Annotated in this window: 15 protein-coding genes and 1 pseudogene; 8 read left to right on the top strand and 8 right to left on the bottom strand. The window is 74.8% G+C overall.

Annotated elements, in window-relative coordinates; translation table 11 throughout:
• Positions 1-19 precede the first annotated feature (19 nt).
• Both GQS52_RS21835 and GQS52_RS21840 read left to right on the top strand, forming a co-directional pair.
• Positions 20-1,123, top strand: a complete 1,104-nt coding sequence (locus tag GQS52_RS21835; RefSeq protein WP_182316629.1) for a hypothetical protein — start codon at positions 20-22, stop codon at positions 1,121-1,123.
• 223 nt (positions 1,124-1,346) lie between these two features.
• Positions 1,347-2,705, top strand: coding sequence for a hypothetical protein (locus GQS52_RS21840; RefSeq protein WP_182315042.1), 1,359 nt, complete (start codon positions 1,347-1,349; stop codon positions 2,703-2,705).
• A gap of 164 nt (positions 2,706-2,869) precedes the next feature.
• Here the strand turns inward: GQS52_RS21840 and ligD are convergent, their stop codons facing one another.
• Positions 2,870-3,787, bottom strand: a complete 918-nt coding sequence (gene ligD, locus GQS52_RS21845) for a non-homologous end-joining DNA ligase (protein WP_182315043.1) — start codon at positions 3,785-3,787, stop codon at positions 2,870-2,872.
• A gap of 145 nt (positions 3,788-3,932) precedes the next feature.
• Between ligD and abc-f the strand changes: the two genes are divergently transcribed.
• From abc-f to GQS52_RS21860, 3 genes are all read left to right on the top strand, one after another.
• Positions 3,933-5,531, top strand: coding sequence for a ribosomal protection-like ABC-F family protein (abc-f, locus tag GQS52_RS21850; RefSeq protein WP_182315044.1), 1,599 nt, complete (start codon positions 3,933-3,935; stop codon positions 5,529-5,531).
• Positions 5,532-5,971: 440 nt separating this feature from the next.
• Positions 5,972-6,196, top strand: coding sequence for a helix-turn-helix domain-containing protein (locus tag GQS52_RS21855; protein ID WP_182315045.1), 225 nt, complete (start codon positions 5,972-5,974; stop codon positions 6,194-6,196).
• 136 nt (positions 6,197-6,332) lie between these two features.
• Positions 6,333-7,139 carry an enoyl-CoA hydratase/isomerase family protein gene (locus GQS52_RS21860; RefSeq protein WP_182315046.1) on the top strand — a complete coding sequence of 269 codons (807 nt, stop codon included), beginning with the start codon at positions 6,333-6,335 and terminating at the stop codon, positions 7,137-7,139.
• 151 nt (positions 7,140-7,290) lie between these two features.
• Here the strand turns inward: GQS52_RS21860 and GQS52_RS21865 are convergent, their stop codons facing one another.
• From GQS52_RS21865 to GQS52_RS27975, 6 genes and pseudogenes are all read right to left on the bottom strand, one after another.
• Complete coding sequence (locus GQS52_RS21865; protein WP_182315047.1) at positions 7,291-8,052, bottom strand: SDR family oxidoreductase; 762 nt, start codon at positions 8,050-8,052, stop codon at positions 7,291-7,293.
• A 4-nt stretch (positions 8,053-8,056) separates the two neighbouring features.
• Complete coding sequence (locus GQS52_RS21870; protein WP_182315048.1) at positions 8,057-9,859, bottom strand: glycoside hydrolase family 15 protein; 1,803 nt, start codon at positions 9,857-9,859, stop codon at positions 8,057-8,059.
• Between the two features lie 189 nt (positions 9,860-10,048).
• Complete coding sequence (locus GQS52_RS21875; protein ID WP_182315049.1) at positions 10,049-10,852, bottom strand: SURF1 family protein; 804 nt, start codon at positions 10,850-10,852, stop codon at positions 10,049-10,051.
• A 51-nt stretch (positions 10,853-10,903) separates the two neighbouring features.
• On the bottom strand, positions 10,904-11,155 hold the full coding sequence (locus GQS52_RS21880; protein ID WP_182315050.1) for a hypothetical protein: 252 nt from the start codon (positions 11,153-11,155) through the stop codon (positions 10,904-10,906).
• A 138-nt stretch (positions 11,156-11,293) separates the two neighbouring features.
• Positions 11,294-12,157, bottom strand: coding sequence for a TerD family protein (locus GQS52_RS27970; RefSeq protein ID WP_259371174.1), 864 nt, complete (start codon positions 12,155-12,157; stop codon positions 11,294-11,296).
• 213 nt (positions 12,158-12,370) lie between these two features.
• A pseudogene (locus tag GQS52_RS27975) lies at positions 12,371-13,381 on the bottom strand (DEDDh family exonuclease); the annotation flags it as partial.
• A gap of 106 nt (positions 13,382-13,487) precedes the next feature.
• Between GQS52_RS27975 and GQS52_RS21890 the strand changes: the two are divergent.
• Positions 13,488-14,342, top strand: coding sequence for a sterol desaturase family protein (locus GQS52_RS21890; RefSeq protein WP_182315052.1), 855 nt, complete (start codon positions 13,488-13,490; stop codon positions 14,340-14,342).
• The gene (locus tag GQS52_RS21895; protein WP_182315053.1) at positions 14,339-15,010 is read left to right on the top strand and encodes a lysoplasmalogenase; all 672 of its coding nucleotides are present in this window, start codon (positions 14,339-14,341) and stop codon (positions 15,008-15,010) included. Before GQS52_RS21890 ends, GQS52_RS21895 begins: the two co-directional genes overlap by 4 nt.
• Positions 15,011-15,235: 225 nt before the next feature.
• On the opposite strand, the gene GQS52_RS21900 is transcribed toward GQS52_RS21895, so the two are convergent.
• Positions 15,236-16,774, bottom strand: coding sequence for a S8 family serine peptidase (locus GQS52_RS21900; RefSeq protein WP_182315054.1), 1,539 nt, complete (start codon positions 16,772-16,774; stop codon positions 15,236-15,238).
• A 481-nt stretch (positions 16,775-17,255) separates the two neighbouring features.
• Between GQS52_RS21900 and GQS52_RS21905 the strand changes: the two genes are divergently transcribed.
• Positions 17,256-17,654 (top strand): DUF485 domain-containing protein, encoded by a 399-nt coding sequence (locus GQS52_RS21905; RefSeq protein WP_182315055.1) that lies wholly within the window; start codon positions 17,256-17,258, stop codon positions 17,652-17,654.
• Positions 17,655-17,661: the final 7 nt, after the last annotated feature.

Raw genomic sequence — 17,661 nt, forward strand, 5'->3', positions numbered from 1 at the left:
CCCCGGAGACTGGACGATGATGCGCTGGACCACAGCGGCGGCGGTCGCCGCCACAACCGTGATCGGTGCCGGCACGGCCGCGGTGGCGGCCGGCCGGCACGTGTCCGACCTGTCGCTCAAACCCTCCGTCGACGGCCCCGGCACCGCGGGGCCCCTGACCGTGCACTGGGCGGACGACGAACGGGTCGCCCTCACCCGCACCGTCGAGTCCCTGCGGCCCGGCCGCTACGGCCTCACCGGCCGCGGCGTCCACGCCGCCGTGGGCGAGCTGCTGTCGACCGCCGGCGACACCGTCACCCGCCGCCTGGAACGGGTCCAGCGCGGCCTGCTCCGGCCCGGCACCGAGGTCCGGATCACCCCCCAGGTGTACGCCGGGGACCCGGGCGGCACCCTGGGCCTGGACTTCGAGAACGTGGCGGTCGCCGGCGAGCTGGGCCCGATGCCCGCCTGGCTGGTGCCCGCGCCCCGCGACGTCTGGGTGATCACCGTGCACGGCCTGGGCACCACCCGCGAGCACCCCATGGTCGTGATGCCGGCCCTGAACCGCCTGCGCCTGCCCGTGCTCGACATCTCCTGCCGCAACGACCCCGGCGCGCCCCGCACGGCCGACCGCATCAGCCACCTCGGGGAGGCGGAGTGGCGGGACGTCGACGCCGCGATCCGCCACGCCGTCGACCACGGGGCCCGGCGCGTCGTCCTGTACGGGTGGTCGGTGGGCGCGACGGCGGTGCTGCACGCCGCCGAGCGCTCGCCGCTGCGCGAGAGGGTCGCCGGGACGGTGCTGGACTCCCCGGTCCTCGACTGGCGGGCCGCGCTGCGGGCGACGGCCCGGGGCCACGGGGTGTCCGGGGCGCTCGTCGCCCTGGGCGTGCGCGCCGCGCAGGGCCGCGCCGGGCTGGACGCCGGGCCCCCGGCCCTTCCCCGGCCGGCCGTGCCCGCACTGCTCGTCCACGGCCCCGACGACCGCATCGCGCCGTTCGAGACCTCCCGCCGCCTCGCCGAGCTGTACCCGGACCTGATCAGCGTGCGCACCGTCCCCCGGGCCGGCCACCAGTGCATGTGGAACGCCGACCCCGAGGCGTACGAGACGACCCTGCGGCGCTTCCTCACCCCCCTGCTCTGAACCACCGGGCACCGTCGGGGGCGCGGGCCGAACCCCCGCGCCCGCCCGCCGGCGCACCGCCCCCACCTCCCGGGGCCGGGCCCGGGCGGGAACCCCGGGCGGGAGTGCCGCCCGGGAACCCCGGCCGGGAACCCCGCCCTCCGGTTCTCCGGCAGGGCCGTTCGCCGCCCATTGCGACCACCCCGTTTTGGGTTTCCGGGCCGTCACCCGGGACACTGCTGCCGTGACGTCCCGTACACCGCGAGAGACAGCACTGCGCCTCGTCCCCCGTAGGCCCATCGCCGCAGCCCGGCAGGCCGCCGAGATCCGCAGGTCCCGGCCGCCGAAACCGCCGGAGGGCACTCCGCCCACCCGCGAGCTGGCCCGCATGGCCCGCGCCGTCCTGGCCGACGCGGTGCTCCTGGCCCGCTGGACGGACAGCACCCTGCGGCCCGGGCCCACCGGCATACTGCCCGACGCCGACGTGCGCCGGGCGTCCGCGGCCCTGGAACTGACCGGACGCCAGGTGCGCAACGCCTGGGACCGGGCCCGCCTGGCCGGCCTGGTCGAGCTGAGGGACGGCTCGGTCCGCCACGGCTGGCGGCTGCGCGTGTGGAACCACGACGACGCCGCCGTGCTCCGCGGCTGGGTCGCGCTGTTCGACGCGTGGTCGCTCGCCCGCCCCGCCTGGTCCCACCGGGCCTCCGCGGACGCCGACCCCGGCCTGGTGGCCGAGGCCGTCGAGGCCGTCCCCCAGCTCCTGTCCCTGCTGCACCTGTCCTCCGGGCCGGTGCCGGTCGACACCCTCCTGGACCTGCTGCGCCAGCGGGTGGCCGAGCTGCGCGCCGAGCGGGACGAGCCGCCCGCGGCCGGTGACCGCGACCCCTACCCGGCCCTGCTCGACTGGGTGATAGAGGCCCTCGGCTCCGTCGGCGCGCTGCGCCCCCGGGCCGACGACGAGGTCGCGGTGACCCCGCTGGGCAGCTGGGCGGTGTGGGTCAAGCTCGAGCAGATCTGCCTGGCGGCCCAGACCACCGAGGGCCACACGGAGAGGCCGGCCGAGGAGCTGCTGCGCGCCTGCGCCCGCTACTCGCCCGGCCCGGCCCGCGCCGAGTACCGCGCCTGGCTGGCGGCCCGCCCCGTCGGGCAGGCCGTCGCCGAGCTGCTGGACGTGGCCCGCGGCGACGACCCGCTGCTGCGCGGCCTCGCCTTCGAGGCGCTGCGCGTGGTCGGGGAGCCGGCGGCCCCTGCGGTCCGCGCGGTGGTCGACGAGCCCTACCTGCGCCCCTACGCGGTCCTGTGGCTGGGCGAGCTGGAGGACGACGAGCACGCGGAGAGCCGCCTCACCCGCGAGGAGGCCACCTGGCTGTGGGTGGACACCGCGGCCGCGGTCTCCGACCACGGTGAGGGGCACCTGCTGGTCAGCCACCTCGAGTCGGCCGTGCAGAGCACCGTGCCGCAACTGCTCGCCGAGGTGCGCACGGTCGACCACCCGCGCACGGTGCAGGTGCTGGTGGCGCTGGCCGCCGCGCACCCCGACCCCAAGCTGTCCAAGGCCCTGCGGCGGGCCGCCTTCCAGGTGCACACCGGCGGCAGCGACTGACCGCGCCCCCGCGCCGCCCCCGCGCCGGACCCGCGCCGGACCCGCGCCGGACCGGCGCCGGACCCGCGCCGGACCGGCGCCGGACCCGCGCCGGACCGGCGCCGGACCCGCGCCGGACCGGCGCCGGACCGGCGCGGGAGTGCGCGGGGCCCGGGCGGCCGGGCTCAGTGCGGCAGTTCCTGCCGGGCGTCCTCGACGTCCGCCATCGGGTCGCCGTCCCGCCCGACCCGGGCGAGCACCTCCTCGGGCGGGAACCTCAGCTCCTGCGGTGAGCGGCAGGCCCCGACCTCCTCCCAGGACACCGGCGCGGCGACCACCGGCTCCTTTCCGGCCCGCAGCGAGTACGGGGCGACGGTGGTGCGCGCCGGGTTGTTCTGGTTCCAGTCGACGAACACCCGGCCCCCGCGCAGCGAGCGGTCCATGCGCGCCACCACCAGGTCCGGCTCCTGCCGGGCGAGCCGCTCCGCCAGCGCGCGGGCGTAGCGGGCGGCCCGCGCCCCGGTGGCGGAGGCGACCGGCACGTACAGGTGCAGCCCCTTGGAGCCGGAGGCCTTCGGCCAGGCCCGCAGCCCGTCCTCGGCGAGCATCCGGCGCAGCTCCAGCGCCACCCGGCAGCACTCCACCACGGTCGCCGGGGCGCCGGGGTCGAGGTCGAACACCAGCAGGTCCGGCCTGCGGACCCCGCCGCGCGGCCCCACCCGCCACTGCGGCACGTGCAGTTCCAGGACCGCCTGCCCGCCCGCCCACAGCAGTGTGGGCAGGTCGTCCACGACGACGTACTCCACCTCCCGACGGCCCTTGGTGCTCCCCGGCGAGGGCAGCACGACGGTGCGCACCCAGTCCGGGGTGCCGCGCGGTGCGTTCTTCTGGAAGAACCCCTCGCCGCCGGTCCCGTCGGGGAACCGCTTGAACGAGGCCGGCCGCGACCGCACGTGCGGCAGCAGGACCGGGGCGATCCCCTCCAGGTACCGCAGGAGGTCGCGTTTGGTGAATCCGCTCGGGTACAGCTCCTTGCCGGGGTTGCCGACCGTCAGGGTGCGCCCGCCGGCCCCGAACCGTTCTTCGGTGTCGTGTTCCGTCATGGGGTGCGGCTGCCCGGCCGGACGGCGGAAACACGGTTGCCCGGGCCGCTAGACTGGCGTCCATGGCAGCTCTCCTCGCGCATTAGACGGCGCACGCACCCGTCCGCCCCCGCCGTCCGTCCACGCCCAGGAGTGTTTCCCCCGCATGATCACCGCCACCGGCATCGAACTGCGCGCAGGCGCGCGCGTCCTCATCGAGTCCGCCTCGTTCCGCATCGCCAAGGGCGACCGCATCGGCCTGGTCGGCCGCAACGGCGCCGGCAAGACGACTCTGACCAAGGTGCTGGCGGGCGACGGCATCCCGGCCGCCGGCACGGTCACCCGCTCCGGCGAGGTCGGCTACCTGCCCCAGGACCCGCGCACCGGCGACCTGGACGTCCTGGCCCGCGACCGCATCCTGTCCGCCCGCGGGCTGGACGAGGTGCTGCGCAAGATGCACGAGGCCGAGCAGCGGATGGCCAGCGCGTCGGGCAACACCCGCGACAACGCCATGCGCAAGTACTCGCGGCTGGAGACGGAGTTCCTGACCAAGGGCGGCTACGCCGCCGAGGCCGAGGCGGCCACCATCGCGGCCAGCCTCAACCTCCCCGACCGGGTCCTCGGCCAGCCCCTGCACACCCTCTCCGGCGGCCAGCGGCGCCGCGTCGAACTGGCCCGGATCCTCTTCTCCGACGCCGACACCCTGCTGCTGGACGAGCCGACCAACCACCTCGACGCCGACTCGATCCTGTGGCTGAGGGACTTCCTGAAGACCTACCGCGGCGGGTTCATCGTGATCTCCCACGACGTCAACCTCGTCGAGGAGGTCGTCAACAAGGTCTTCTACCTGGACGCCAACCGCTCGGCGATCGACGTCTACAACATGGGCTGGAAGCAGTACCTCCAGCAGCGCGAGTCCGACGAGAAGCGCCGCAAGCGCGAGCGGGCCAACGCCGAGAAGAAGGCCGCCGCGCTGAACTCGCAGGCCGACAAGATGCGCGCCAAGGCCACCAAGACCGTCGCCGCGCAGAACATGGCCCGCCGCGCGGAGAAGCTGCTCTCCGGCCTGGAGTCGGAGCGCGCCTCCGACAAGGTCGCCAAGCTGCGCTTCCCCGAGCCCGCGCCCTGCGGCAAGACCCCGCTGACCGCCGAGGGGCTGTCCAAGTCCTACGGCTCCCTGGAGATCTTCACCGACGTCGACCTGGCGATCGACAAGGGCTCGCGGGTGGTCGTCCTGGGCCTGAACGGCGCGGGGAAGACGACCCTGCTGCGCCTGCTGGGCGGGGTGGAGGAGCCGGACACCGGAAAGGTCGTGCCCGGCCACGGCCTCAAGCTCGGCTACTACGCCCAGGAGCACGAGACCCTGGACCCGGACCGCACGGTCCTGGAGAACATGCGCTCGGCCGCCCCCGACATGGACCTGGTCGAGATCCGCAAGATCCTCGGCTCCTTCCTGTTCTCCGGGGACGACGTGGACAAGCCCGCAGGCGTCCTCTCCGGCGGCGAGAAGACCCGTCTGGCCCTGGCCACCCTGGTGGTCTCCTCGGCCAACGTCCTCCTGCTGGACGAGCCCACCAACAACCTCGACCCGGCCAGCCGCGAGGAGATCCTGGGCGCGCTGCGCACCTTCACCGGCGCCGTCGTGCTGGTCACCCACGACGAGGGCGCGGTGCACGCGCTCCAGCCGGAGCGGATCATCCTGCTGCCGGACGGCATCGAGGACCTGTGGAGCGAGGACTACGCGGACCTGGTCTCCCTCGCCTGACCGGCCCGCGGCGGCCCGGCCCGGACCGTCCGGCCTGGCCCCGTCCGGCCCGCGCCCGTACCGGCCCCGCGCGCCCCGCCCCGTCCCGTCCCGGTCCCGCCCCGTCGTGGCCCGTTCGGCGGACGGGGCGTCCGTCATCCGGCCCATTGCGGCTCGTACGGTGTCCACCCGCGCCGTTTCTCCCCCCGGACCGGCCTGCCGGGGGAGTGCCGCGGCCGTGTTCCTCCCCCCGCCGCACTGACCTGCTGCTTCCCCCGCCCCGCCCGGCCGTCCGGCGTTCCGCGGCCTCCCGGAGCGGGGCGTTCCGCGCGGTCGCGGACGGTGCCCGGCCGGTCCAGGGAGGGAAATGTTGTGGCACCGACCTTGCCGAAACGGTGGCCAGGAAGCACGGTAGGGGTGATCATGAGAGTCCAGAGCGCACTTCCCACGAGGAGGCACGGGTGGCCGAGACTCTGAAGAAGGGCAGCCGGGTTACCGGCGCCGCGCGTGAAAAGCTCGCGGCAGACCTGAAGAAGAAGTACGACTCCGGGGCGAGCATCCGGGCGCTGGCCGAGGAGACCGGCCGCTCCTACGGCTTCGTCCACCGGATGCTCAGCGAGTCCGGGGTGGCCCTGCGCGGACGCGGCGGGGCGACCAGGGGCAAGGCCAGGGCCGCCGCTGAATGACGGCACGGGCTCTCCGGGCGCGGGCCCGGGGCGGGCTCCCGACCGAGTGGTGCACCCGCCCGGGGCTTCGGCAGACCGGGAGGTTACTGTTCGGTAGGGTAATCGCCCCGGACCCGTGCCCAGCTCGGAGGTGCCCATGACCAGCGCTGCGGAAAAGCCCGAAACCCTGCAGTTCGAACGCGACGGAGTGCGGCTGGAGGTCGACGGCGCCGTCGCCGTCGTCACGCTCGCCAACCCCAGCAAGCGCAACGCCCAGAACTTCGCCATGTGGCGGGCCCTCACCGAGGCGGGCCGGACCCTGCCCGGCAGCGTCCGCGTGGCGATCCTCAAGGGCGAGGGCGCCTCCTTCTCCGCCGGCCTGGACCGGCAGGCCTTCACGCCCGAGGGCTTCGAGGGCGAGCCGTCCTTCATCGACCTGGCCCGCAGCACCGACGAGGAGCTGGACGCGGCCATCGCCGGCTACCAGGAGGCGTTCACCTGGTGGCGGCGCCCCGACGTCGTCACCATCGCCGCCGTCCAGGGCCACGCCATCGGCGCCGGCTTCCAGCTGGCCCTCGCCTGCGACCTGCGGGTCGTCGCCGACGACGTGCAGTTCGCCATGCGCGAGACCAGCCTGGGCCTGGTGCCCGACCTGACCGGCACCAAGCCGCTGCTCGACATCGTCGGCTACTCCCGTGCCCTGGAGATCTGCGCCACCGGCCGCTACGTGCACGCCGACGAGGCCGTGCGGATCGGCCTGGCCAACATCGCCGTGCCGCGCGCCGAGCTCGACGCCGCCGCGAACGACCTGGCCGCGGCCCTGCTCGCCGCCCCCCGCGACGCGGTCGTGGAGACCAAGGCGCTGCTGCAGGGCGGTACGACCCGCTCCTACGACGAGCAGCGCGCCGCCGAGCGCGCGGCCCAGGGCCGCCGCCTGCGCGACCTGGCGGGCCTGGGCGAGTAACCGCGGGCGACCCGCACCCGGACCGCTGCGCCCCGGCGCACGGCCCGCCCGGGTCCCTGCCGGTCCCCGCCCCGGATCCCCACGCCGGATCCCTGCGCCGGGCCCCGCACGATGCGGAGGCCCGGCGTCCGGCGTCCGGCGTGCACCGAGGTCAGAAGCCGTGCCGGAGGCCGCCGTCGACCGGGAGCATGATCCCGGTCAGGTAGGACGCCGCGGGGGAGAGCAGGAAGGCCGCCGCGCGGCCGAACTCCTCCGGGGTGCCGTAGCGGCGCAGCGGGATCGCCGCCTCCTGCGCGGCCCGCGCGCCCTCCGGGTCGCCGCCGCGGGCGTCCAGTTCCCGGAGCCGGTCGGTGTCGATGCGGGAGGGCAGCAGCCCGACCACCCGGACGCCCCGCGGCCCCAGCTCGTTCGCCAGGGTCTTGGCGTACCCGGCCAGTCCCGGGCGCAAGCCGTTGGAGATCGCCAGCCCGGGGATCGGCTCGTGCACCGAGCCGGACAGCACGAACCCGATCACCCCGCCCTCCCCGAGGACGCCGGCGGCGGCGCGGGCCAGCCGCACCGCGCCCAGGAAGACCGACTCGAACGCCTCCTGCCACTGCTCCTCGGTGACCGCGTCCGACCGCCCGGCCGGCGGGCCGCCGACGCTGACCACCATCCCGTCCAGCCCGCCGAAGTACTCGAGGGCGGTGTCCACCAGGCGCTGCGCGGAGCCGGGGTCGGCGTTGTCCGCGCCCGCCCCCAGCACCCTGTCCGGCCCGCCGAGCCCCTGCGCGGCCGCTGCCGCCGAGGCGTCGGAGCGTCCGGTCACCACGACCTTCGCGCCCTCCTCCAGGAGCACGCGCGCCGTGGCCAGGCCCAGCCCCCGGGTCGCGCCGGTGACGATGTACACCCGGTCCTTCAGTCCAAGATCCATGCCCTCATCCTGCCCTGCCCCGTCCGGAGAGCAGCAGCGCGGTGTTGACCAGCCCGAGGTGGCTGAACGCCTGGGGGAAGTTGCCCAGCTGCCGGCCGGCGGCCGCGTCCCACTCCTCCGAGAGCAGACCGACGTCGTTGCGCAGCTGGAGGAGGCGCTCGAAAAGCTCCCGGGCCTCGGCCCGCCGCCCGGTCACCCACAGGGCGTCCGCCATCCAGTACGAGCACACCACGAACGTGCCCTCCCCGCCGGGCAGGCCGTCCACGCTGTGGTGGGCGTCCGTGCTGTAGCGCCGCACCAGGCCGCCGTCGGTCTCCAGCTCCGCGCGGACCGCGTCGACCGTGCCGACGACCCTGGGGTCGTCGGGCGGCAGGAAGCCGGTCAGGGGGATCAGCAGGTTGGCGGCGTCCAGCTCCCGCGAACCGTAGTACAGGGTGAAGGTGTTGCGGTCCGGGTCGTAGCCCTTCTCGCAGACCTCCCGGTGGATCTCGTCGCGCATCCGCCGCCAGGCGCCCACGTCGCCCTCGAGGCCGTACTCCGCGCCGTGCGCCTCCAGGGTGCGCACCGCGCGGTCGGCCGCGACCCACGCCATGATCTTGGAGTGCACGAAGTGGCGCCGGGGGCCGCGGACCTCCCACAGGCCCTCGTCCGGTTCGCGCCAGTGCTCCCGCACGTACTCCACGAGGACCCGCTGCAGTTCCCAGGCGTGGAGTTCGTGCTCCAGGCCCTGCTCGCGGGCGTAGTGCAGGGCGTCGAGCACCTCGCCGTACACGTCCAGCTGGAACTGGTCGACGGCGGCGTTGCCGATGCGCACGGGCGCGGACCCGGCGTATCCCGGCAGCCACTCCAGCTCCGTCTCGGGCAGCCGGTGCTCGCCGGTCAGGCCGTACATGATCTGCAGGTCGGCGGGGCTGCCCGCGACGGCCCGCAGCAGCCACTCCCGCCACTCCTGCGCCTCCTCCAGGTACCCGCAGGCGACCAGGGCGTTCAGGGTGAGGGTGGAGTCGCGCAGCCAGCCGTAGCGGTAGTCCCAGTTGCGCACCCCGCCGATCTCCTCGGGCAGCGAGGTCGTCGCGGCGGCGGCGATGCCGCCGCTGGGGCGGTAGGTCAGCGCCTTCAGGGTGATCAGGGAGCGCATCACGGCCTCCCGGTGGGGGCCGTCGTAGGTGCACAGCGCCGACCACTTCTCCCAGTCCTCCAGGCTGTGCCGCAGCGCCTCGAACGGGTCGACCGGGGCGGGCCGGTCCTCGTAGGAGGGGTGCCAGGTCATGACGAACGCGACCTCCTCGCCGGCGGAGACGGCGAACCGCGAGTGCGTGCAGAAGTCCTCGCCCCAGGTGTCCGCCGCCGGCTCGCTGCGCAGCCACACCGAGTCCGGCCCGGCCACGGCGACCCGGTGGCCGTCCGCCCGCCGCACCCACGGCACCAGGCGCCCGTAGTCGAAGCGCAGGCGCAGCGCGCTGTGCATCTCCACCCGCCCCGAGACCCCCCGCACGATCCGCACCAGGTCGGGGGCCCGGTCCCGCTGCGGCATGAAGTCGGTGACCACGACGGTGCCGGAGGGCGTCTCCCAGACGGTGTCCAGGACCAGGGTGTCGCCGCGGTAGGAGCGGCGGGTGCACACGGGAGGGCCGTCCTGCGGGGCGAGCCGCCAGTGCCCGTGCTCCTCGTCGCCCAGGAGGGCGGCGAAGCAGGCGGGGGAGTCGAAGCGGGGCAGGCACAGCCAGTCGACCGATCCGTCGGTGCCCACCAGCGCGGCGGTCTGCAGGTCGCCGATCAGCGCGTAGTCCTCGATGCGTCCGGGCACGGAAAGCAGCCTCCCTCGCCGGCCCCGCGGAGGGTGCGGGGGCCTGTCAGGGCGGCGTCTTCCCCGACCCCGCACGCTCAAGCCGGGAGGGACCGCGGGGCGCGGGCGCCCGGACGCGGGGCGTGGGCACGGGGACGCGCGGGGCGTGGACGCAGGGGCGCGGGGCGTGGGCGCAGGCCCGTGGGCCGGTCAGCCGGCCGGGGCCGGCTGACCGTCGCGCTGTTCCTGCGCGGCCCGCTGCGCGAGGAGGTCCTTGCGCTCGCGCCGCACCAGGATCACCCAGCCCACCGGGACCATGGCGGCGAACAGCCACCACTGCAGGGCGTAGGCGAAGTGCGCGCCGATGCCGGAGTGGTCCGGCTCGGGGACGGGATCGGGCTGCCCGCCCGACGGCTCCGGCTCGGTCCCGGTCAGTTCGACGTAGCCGCCGAGCACGGGCGCGCCCAGGTCGGCGGCCCGCTGTTCGCTGTTGATGAGCATGACCTGGCGGTCGGGCATGCCCGGCTTGTCCTTGATCCCGCTGTTCGCGGTGGTCTCGTCCGCCCGCAGTCGGCCGGTGACGGTGACCTCGCCCGCGGGGGCCTGCGGCACGTCGGGGAACCGGGTCAGGTTGCCCGGGGCCGGGATCCAGCCGCGGTTGACCAGGACGGCCCGGCCGCCGTCCAGGCGCAGGGGGGTGAGCACGTAGTAGCCGATGCTGGCCCCGTCGGCGCCGGTGCGCTGGCGGACGACCACCTCGTGGCGGGCGTCGTAGCGGCCGGTGGCGGTCACGGTCCGCCACACGTCCTCGCGCCGGACCTCCGCACCGGGGGAGGAGAGCTCGGTGACGGGGACGGCGGGATCCGCCAGGTTCCTCGCGATGAGCTCGTTGTTGGCCACGCGCCGCTCGTGCCGGTGCATCTGCCAGAAGCCCAGCTCGATCATTCCGGGGATGAGCAGCAGAGCCACCAGCGTGAGGATCACCCACTGGCGGGACAACAGGAAGCGGTACACGCACCGACGGTACATGCCGCCCGCCCCGTCCCCGAAGGCCGGGTCGGACGGTCAGCCCGCCGGAATGCTCCCCACCCGGTCGACGAGCCGGGCCTCGCCCTCCGCCTTCGCGCAGTGCGCGCAGCAGTACCAGCGCCCGTCCGCCTCGACCCCGTGCCCGACGATCTGCACCCGGCAGTGCTCGCAGATCGGCGCCATCCGGTGGATCGCGCACTCGAAGCAGTCGAAGACGTGGACCGCGCCCTGGGCGTGGACCTCGAAGCTCATGGAGTAGTCGTTTCCGCAGACCTCGCAACGTGCCATGCACCCAGCGTGGGCAGCAGCGGCCGATGCGGCAACCGGAGGGGGGACGGCAGCGCGGCCCGTCACCCGTCCGGCGCACCCGGCCGGGCGTGCCGGACGGCCGGGCGTGTCGCCCGGCCGGGCACGCCCGGTCCGGCGTCACCTGGCCGACGACACCCCGTGGGCGCGGGCCACCTCGTCCAGCTCCTCGCGGTAGCCCTGCCCCCAGGAGCGGAAGCGCCAGCCGCCGCCGCGCCGGTACACCTCGGCCAGGACCAGCACCCGCTCCTCGGTCGCCGCGTCGAGCACGGTGCGCGCGAACACCTCGCCGCCGCGCGGCCCGATCCCGACCTCGACCGGGCCGACCGCGCCGAAGCCGGCCCCGGCGCCGCGGGGCAGGGCGAGGGCGACCGCCATCCGCTCGGCCCCGGCGGGGAGGGCGTCCAGGCGCAGGGTGAGCGCGGCGGCGGCCCGCGACGCCCCCTCGATCGCGACCGCCCCGGACGGGTGCGCGGGGTGCTCCCGGGTGACGAAGCAGGAGTCGTCCGGCACGCGGCCGTCGGGGCCGAGCACGAGGGCGACCAGTTCGGGGGCCGGGTCGCAGTCGTCGCGCCACAGGGCGGAGAGGGTCCAGCGCCGCCCCGAGGAGACGTCCGGAAGGTCCGCCACGCCTCCGCGGACCAGTTCCAGGGGCCCCGGGCGGTCCGCCGGGGCGGGATCCGCCGCTCCCGCGGGGCTCCCGGACGCGTCGGTGCTGAACAGCACGCCGCTCTCCTCGGCGCCCGCCGAGGGGTCGCGCCAGGTGCCGGCCGCGGCGGGCGGGAGCAGGGAGGCCGGGTCGATCCTGGGCAGGCCGGCCGCGGCGGCCCGTGCGGCCCGAGGGTCGTCCTCCCCGCCGGGGAGCACGACGACGGCGTCCACGGAGCGGGTCAGGTTGACCCGCACGCGGTCCCCGCGCGCGGCGAGCAGGCCGCGGACCCGTTCCGCCTCGGCCCGCTCCCCGGGCCCGGAGAGCACCAGCACCTGCCGTCCCGCGGCGGGGGCGCCGTCGCGGTCCGCGGGACGGGCCGGGGCCGCCCCGCCCGCCTCGCCCGGGGTGGGGCCCGCCGCCGGGAGCTCCGCGGCGGCCTCCCCGGCCCGGCCGTCCGCCGCTTCGGCTGCGTCCGCCGCTTCGGCGATCTCGGTGTCGCCGAGGGCGTCCGGGGGCGGGGACTGCGGGGCGTCCAGCGGGGTCCCGGCCGGGGCGATCGTGGCCAGCAGCTGGAGGAAGGCCGCCTCGTCCACCACCGGGGTACCGTGCTCGCGGGCCTTGACCACCTTGCCGGTGGGGGAGTCGGGGTCGTTGGTGACCAGCAGGCTGGTCAGCCTGCTGACGCTGCCCGCCACGTGCAGCCCGGCCTCCGAGGCGCGGTCCTCCAGCAGTTCGCGGTCGGTCTCGGTGTCCCCGGAGAAGGCCACCCTCATGCCCTGCACCAGCGGCCCGTTCGGGTGCAGCCGGCCGGGGTTGGGGTGCGGGCACGGCGGCCGCTTGCGGGAGGGGCGCCAACTGCGCCACGACCCCCCGCCGTACGCGGACGACCCGTACGCGGACGACCCGTAGGCGGACGGCCCGGACGCGGAGCGGCCGGACGCGCCGCCGCCCGGCGCGGCGGGCGGACGGCAGGCGTGCAGGGGCAGGCGCAGGCCGGAGGCGGCGGCCAGGTGCAGGCTCGGGCGGAACGCCTCCGCCAGCACCCGCGCGTCGTCCAGCGCGTGGTGGGCGCGCCGCTGCCGGACGCCGTAGTGCGCGGCCAGCGACTCCAGCTTGTGGTTGGGCAGCGGCAGGCGCAGTTCCTTGGCGAGCACGATGGTGCACAGGCGGTTCTCCACCGGGGGGCGCCGGCCCAGCCGCGCGTACTCGGCGGAGACCATCCGCCAGTCGAACAGCGCGTTGTGGGCCACGAAGACCCGGCCGTCCAGCCGGGCGGAGAGCTCCTCAGTGATGTCCGCGAAGAGCGGGGCCGACTCCAGCACCTCGCTGGTCAGGCCGTGGATCCAGACCGGTCCCGGGTCGCGCTCGGGGTTGACCGGGGTGTACCAGTGGTCCTCCACCTCGCCGCGCGCGTCGAGGCGGTAGACGGCTGCGGAGACGATGCGGTCGTCCCGCTCCAGCCCGGTGGTCTCGACGTCCACCACCGCGTAGCCCGCGGGGTAGGAGTCGGGCCAGGGGAACGGTTCGGCGCTCGCCGAGAAGCGGTCTTCCAGCATGGTCCACGAGGATACGGGCCCGCGCCGACAGCCCCCGGCGGCGATTCTTTTACTCGTCGGTAAGTAACTCTGTTCAAAGGCTTCCTGGGCGTCTATGTTGCCGCTCATGCCGAACCTGCCAGACGTCGTCCTGTGGTCGATACCGGCTTTCGTCCTGCTCACCGTCGTGGAGATGGTGTCCTACCGGATCCACCCGGACGAGGACGCCGCCGGCTACGAGGCCAAGGACGCAGCCACCAGCGTCGGGATGGGCCTGGGCAGCCTGGTCTTCGACGCGCTGTGGAAGATCCCGGTCCTGCTGGTCTACTCCGCCGTCTACGCCCTGACCCCGCTGCGCGTGCCGGTCGAGTGGTGGACGCTGCTGCTGATGCTCCTCGCCCAGGACTTCTTCTACTACTGGTCCCACCGCGGCCACCACGTGGTCCGGATCCTGTGGGCCTGTCACGTCGTCCACCACTCCAGCCGGAAGTTCAACCTGACCACCGCGCTGCGCCAGCCCTGGACGAGCCTCACCTCCTGGCCGTTCTACCTGCCGATGATCGCCTGCGGCGTCCACCCGGCGGCCCTGGCCTTCTGCTCCTCCGTCAACCTCGTCTACCAGTTCTGGATCCACACCGAACGGATCGACCAACTGCCGCGCCCGGTGGAGTTCCTGCTGAACACCCCCTCCCACCACCGGGTCCACCACGCCTCCCAGGGCGGCTACCTGGACCGGAACTTCGGCGGCATCCTCATCGTGTGGGACCGCCTGTTCGGCTCGTTCGCGGCCGAGACCGAGCGCCCCGTCTTCGGGCTGACCAAGAACATCGACACCTACAACCCGTTGCGGGTGGCCACCCACGAGTACGTCGCGATCGCTCGCGACCTGGCGGCCGCGACACGCTGGCGGGACCGGGCCGGCCACCTCCTCCGGGGGCCCGGCTGGCAGCCGGCGGCGCGCCGGGACGGGAGCGCCGGATGAACCGCGACCGCACGGCGGCGCTGCTGCTCGCCGCCTTCGCCGCCGTCTCCTTCGTCCACCTGGCGGCCCTGCTCGCCGGTGCGGACCTGCTCGGGCAGGCGACCAAGCCCGCCCTGATGCCGCTGCTCGCCGCCTGGGCGGCCGTGCGCGGCGGGCCCCGCGCCCTGGTGGTGGCCCTGCTGTTCGGCTGGGGAGGGGACACCCTGCTGCAGGTCGGCGGGGAGGTGCCGTTCCTGGCCGGTATGGGCTGCTTCGCGGCCGGCCACGTCTGCTACGTCGTCATGTTCGTGCGGCGCGGGGCGTTCGCCGACCGCCGCAGGGCCCTGGCCGCCACCGCCGGGTACGCCGCGGCCTGGGCCGCCGTGGTGACGCTGCTCTGGCCGGACCTGGGCGACCTGCGGTTCCCGGTCGCCGTCTACAGCCTGCTGCTCACCGCCACCGCGGTCACCGGGGCGGGCACGGGGGCCGCGGCGGGGCTGGGAGGGGCGCTGTTCCTGCTCTCCGACACCCTCATCGCCACCGGCCTGGCGGACTGGCCGCAGCTGCCGGCCCCGCAGTTCTGGATCATGCTCACCTACATCGCGGCCCAGTACCTGCTGGCCCGCTCCCTGGCGGGCCGGGCCGCCGGGGCGCGGTCCCCGGAGCGGGAGGGCGCGGCCGGCGCCTGAGCGGCCGCACGCCCGCCGGGTCCCGGCACGAGGACGCGACCGCGGGCCCGGCGTTGTCCTCGCCGGGCCCGCGGTCGCGCTGTGCCGGTGCCGGTGGACGGGGGCGGTGTCACGGCGGACCCCGCAGGGATCCTCCGTGACGGCCCGTCACCCGCCGCCCCGGCGGCCGGTCGACCGGCCGCCGGTCAGCCGGTCAGCCGGTCAGCCGGCCGGCCGGTCGCTTCTTCACTTCCGGACGGCGTCCAGGGCGTCCACGATGCCGTGGCCGTAGAAGCTGTTGTACTCCTCGGTGCCCTCGCACTCGGCGTTGGCCTGGCCGTTGCCGTCGGGGTCGTAGAGGTCGGTCGGGCAGCCCGGGTTGTCGGCCTGGGCCTTCAGGCGGTACTGCAGCTCGCCCGGACCGGCCTTCGGGTGCGTGCTCTTGAGCAGCGCGGCGACGCCGGCGACGTGCGGGCCGGCCATCGAGGTGCCCTGCAGGTACTCGTAGCCGCCGCCCGGCATGGTGGACAGGATGCGGCCGTTCTTCGACTCGGTGTCCGGGATCTGGTACTTGTCGCCGCCGGGGCCCGCGACGTCGATCTGGCCCAGGCCGTAGTTGGAGTAGTACGACTTCAGGTTCTGCACGCCGGTCGCCGAGACGGTGACCACGCCCGGCAGCTGCGCGGGCACGTCGAGGCAGACCGACGGGTCGATGTCGCGGTCGACGGGGGTGGTGTCGTTCGGGCTGGAGCCGTCCGCGATGGAGTCGGCGGCCAGGTCGAAGTTGGAGTTGCCCGCGGAGGCGACGTTGAGCAGGCCCTTGCGCTCGGCGTACTTCGCGGCGCGGCCGACGGCGTCGACGATGGCCTTCTGGTCGAGGTCGTCCGTGCAGTTGAACATCCACGGGTCGACGTAGTAGCTGTTGTTCGTGATCTCCACGCCGCTGTCGGCGGCGAAGACGAAGGCGCAGACCACGGCCTCGGCGTAGAACAGGCTGGTGTCCGGCTCGCTGACCTTGATGGAGGAGACCTTCACCCCCGGCGCGACGCCGGCCACGCCGACGCCGTTGCGGGCGGCGGCGATCTCGCCGGCCACGTGGGTGCCGTGGTAGTCGTCGTTGGTGTAGGGGCGCCAGGCGCCCGCGGAGGTGTCGGCCTTGCCGCCGACGCAGTTGGCGGACTGCTCGGCGGAGAAGTTCGGCGCCAGGTCCGGGTGGGTGTCGTCGACGCCGGTGTCGATGACGGCGACGGTGACCTTCTTGCTGCCGGTGCTCTCGCGGTGGGCCTGGTCGGCCTTGATGGCCGGCAGGTCCCACTGCAGGGGCTCGAGCGGCTCCTGGGCGTCGGTGGCCCGCGAGGCCGCCTTCTTCGCCTCCGCGGCGGACAGCTCCTGCGGGGCGCCCTGCTCGGTCGTGGTGGCCGCGGCCAGCGGGGCCGTCCGGCTGGCGCCGGCGGAGTCCACTCCGCGGACCGCGCGTATCCTCTGGGCGAAGTCGCTCACCGCGGAGTGCACGACGATCGTGCCGGTCTGGCGGTAGGTCTGGACGACGGTCCCGCCGTTGAGGACGACGGCCCGCTCGACGGCCTTGAGCACGCGCGGGTCGGTCGAGGTGTTGACGACGTAGCTGAGCTTCGGCCCGTCGGCGGCCGGGGCGGCGGCCGGGGTCTCGGTCTGCCCGGCCGGCGCGGCGGTGGCCGCGCCCGGCAGGAAGGCGAGGGAGGCGGCCAGGGCCATGCCCGCCGGCACGGCGACAACTCGTCTGCGACGGGACACAGGAACGGACATGGAGTCTCCAGTTCGTTTGCGCGACCGCCCGGAGGCACAGTGCCGGCGGGCGGGTGCACGGCGAGCAGGCCGGAGTCGGAACGATGCGGCGCTCAACAACCGTGCATGAGGATCATGTGACATTAAGAGCTCTGTGTCAGCCGTACGTGCCACCCGATTTCCGTATTGCTCCGAAAGAGAGTTGACGGTTCGCCGGAAATAGGGATTCCCCCCGGTCTGCTGTCCGCGAACCCCGGTGCGGACGGGCGGGTTCCCTGTGGTAGTGCGCCCCCGTGCCGATTCCCGCCCCTCCCGCCCCCCGAAATGGGATGCTCGCCCGGAATCGTCCCTGCGGGCCCGACGGGGCGGGTGCTCTCCGCTGTCGCCCGGTAACGCTGGAAAAACACTTGGTCAGACCTCTTTTGCATCCACCCGGTCCGACCTAGCATTCCCGCACTGCCACCGACGTGATCTGCCACACGTCCCTTCAGAGGAGCCGCACGTGGACACCGCCCCTCCGCCCCCCCAGGCATCACCGCCGGAACCGAACGTCTACGCCGAAGTCCAGGCCGGTGCCGAGTTCGGTGCCCTCCGCCGGTCCTTCCGCGGCTTCGCCTTCCCCCTCACCGTCGGCTTCATCGCCTGGTACATGCTCTACGTCCTGCTGTCCAACTACGCCGGCGGGCTGATGGGCACCACGGTGGTGGGCAACATCAACGTCGCCTTCGTCCTGGGCCTGCTCCAGTTCGCGACCACCTTCGGCATCGCGTGGCTGTACTCCCGCCACGCGGGGGCCAAGCTCGACCCCCGCGCCGAGGCCATCAAGGCCGACATCGAGGGCCGCCCCGCACGGGCAGCGGCGGAGAAGGCCGCACCGGCCGGGAAGGGCGGTGCCGCGTGACCGGCAC

The sequence above is a fragment of the Streptomyces sp. SCUT-3 genome (assembly GCF_014083985.1).
Lineage (GTDB): Bacteria > Actinomycetota > Actinomycetes > Streptomycetales > Streptomycetaceae > Streptomyces_H > Streptomyces_H thermolineatus.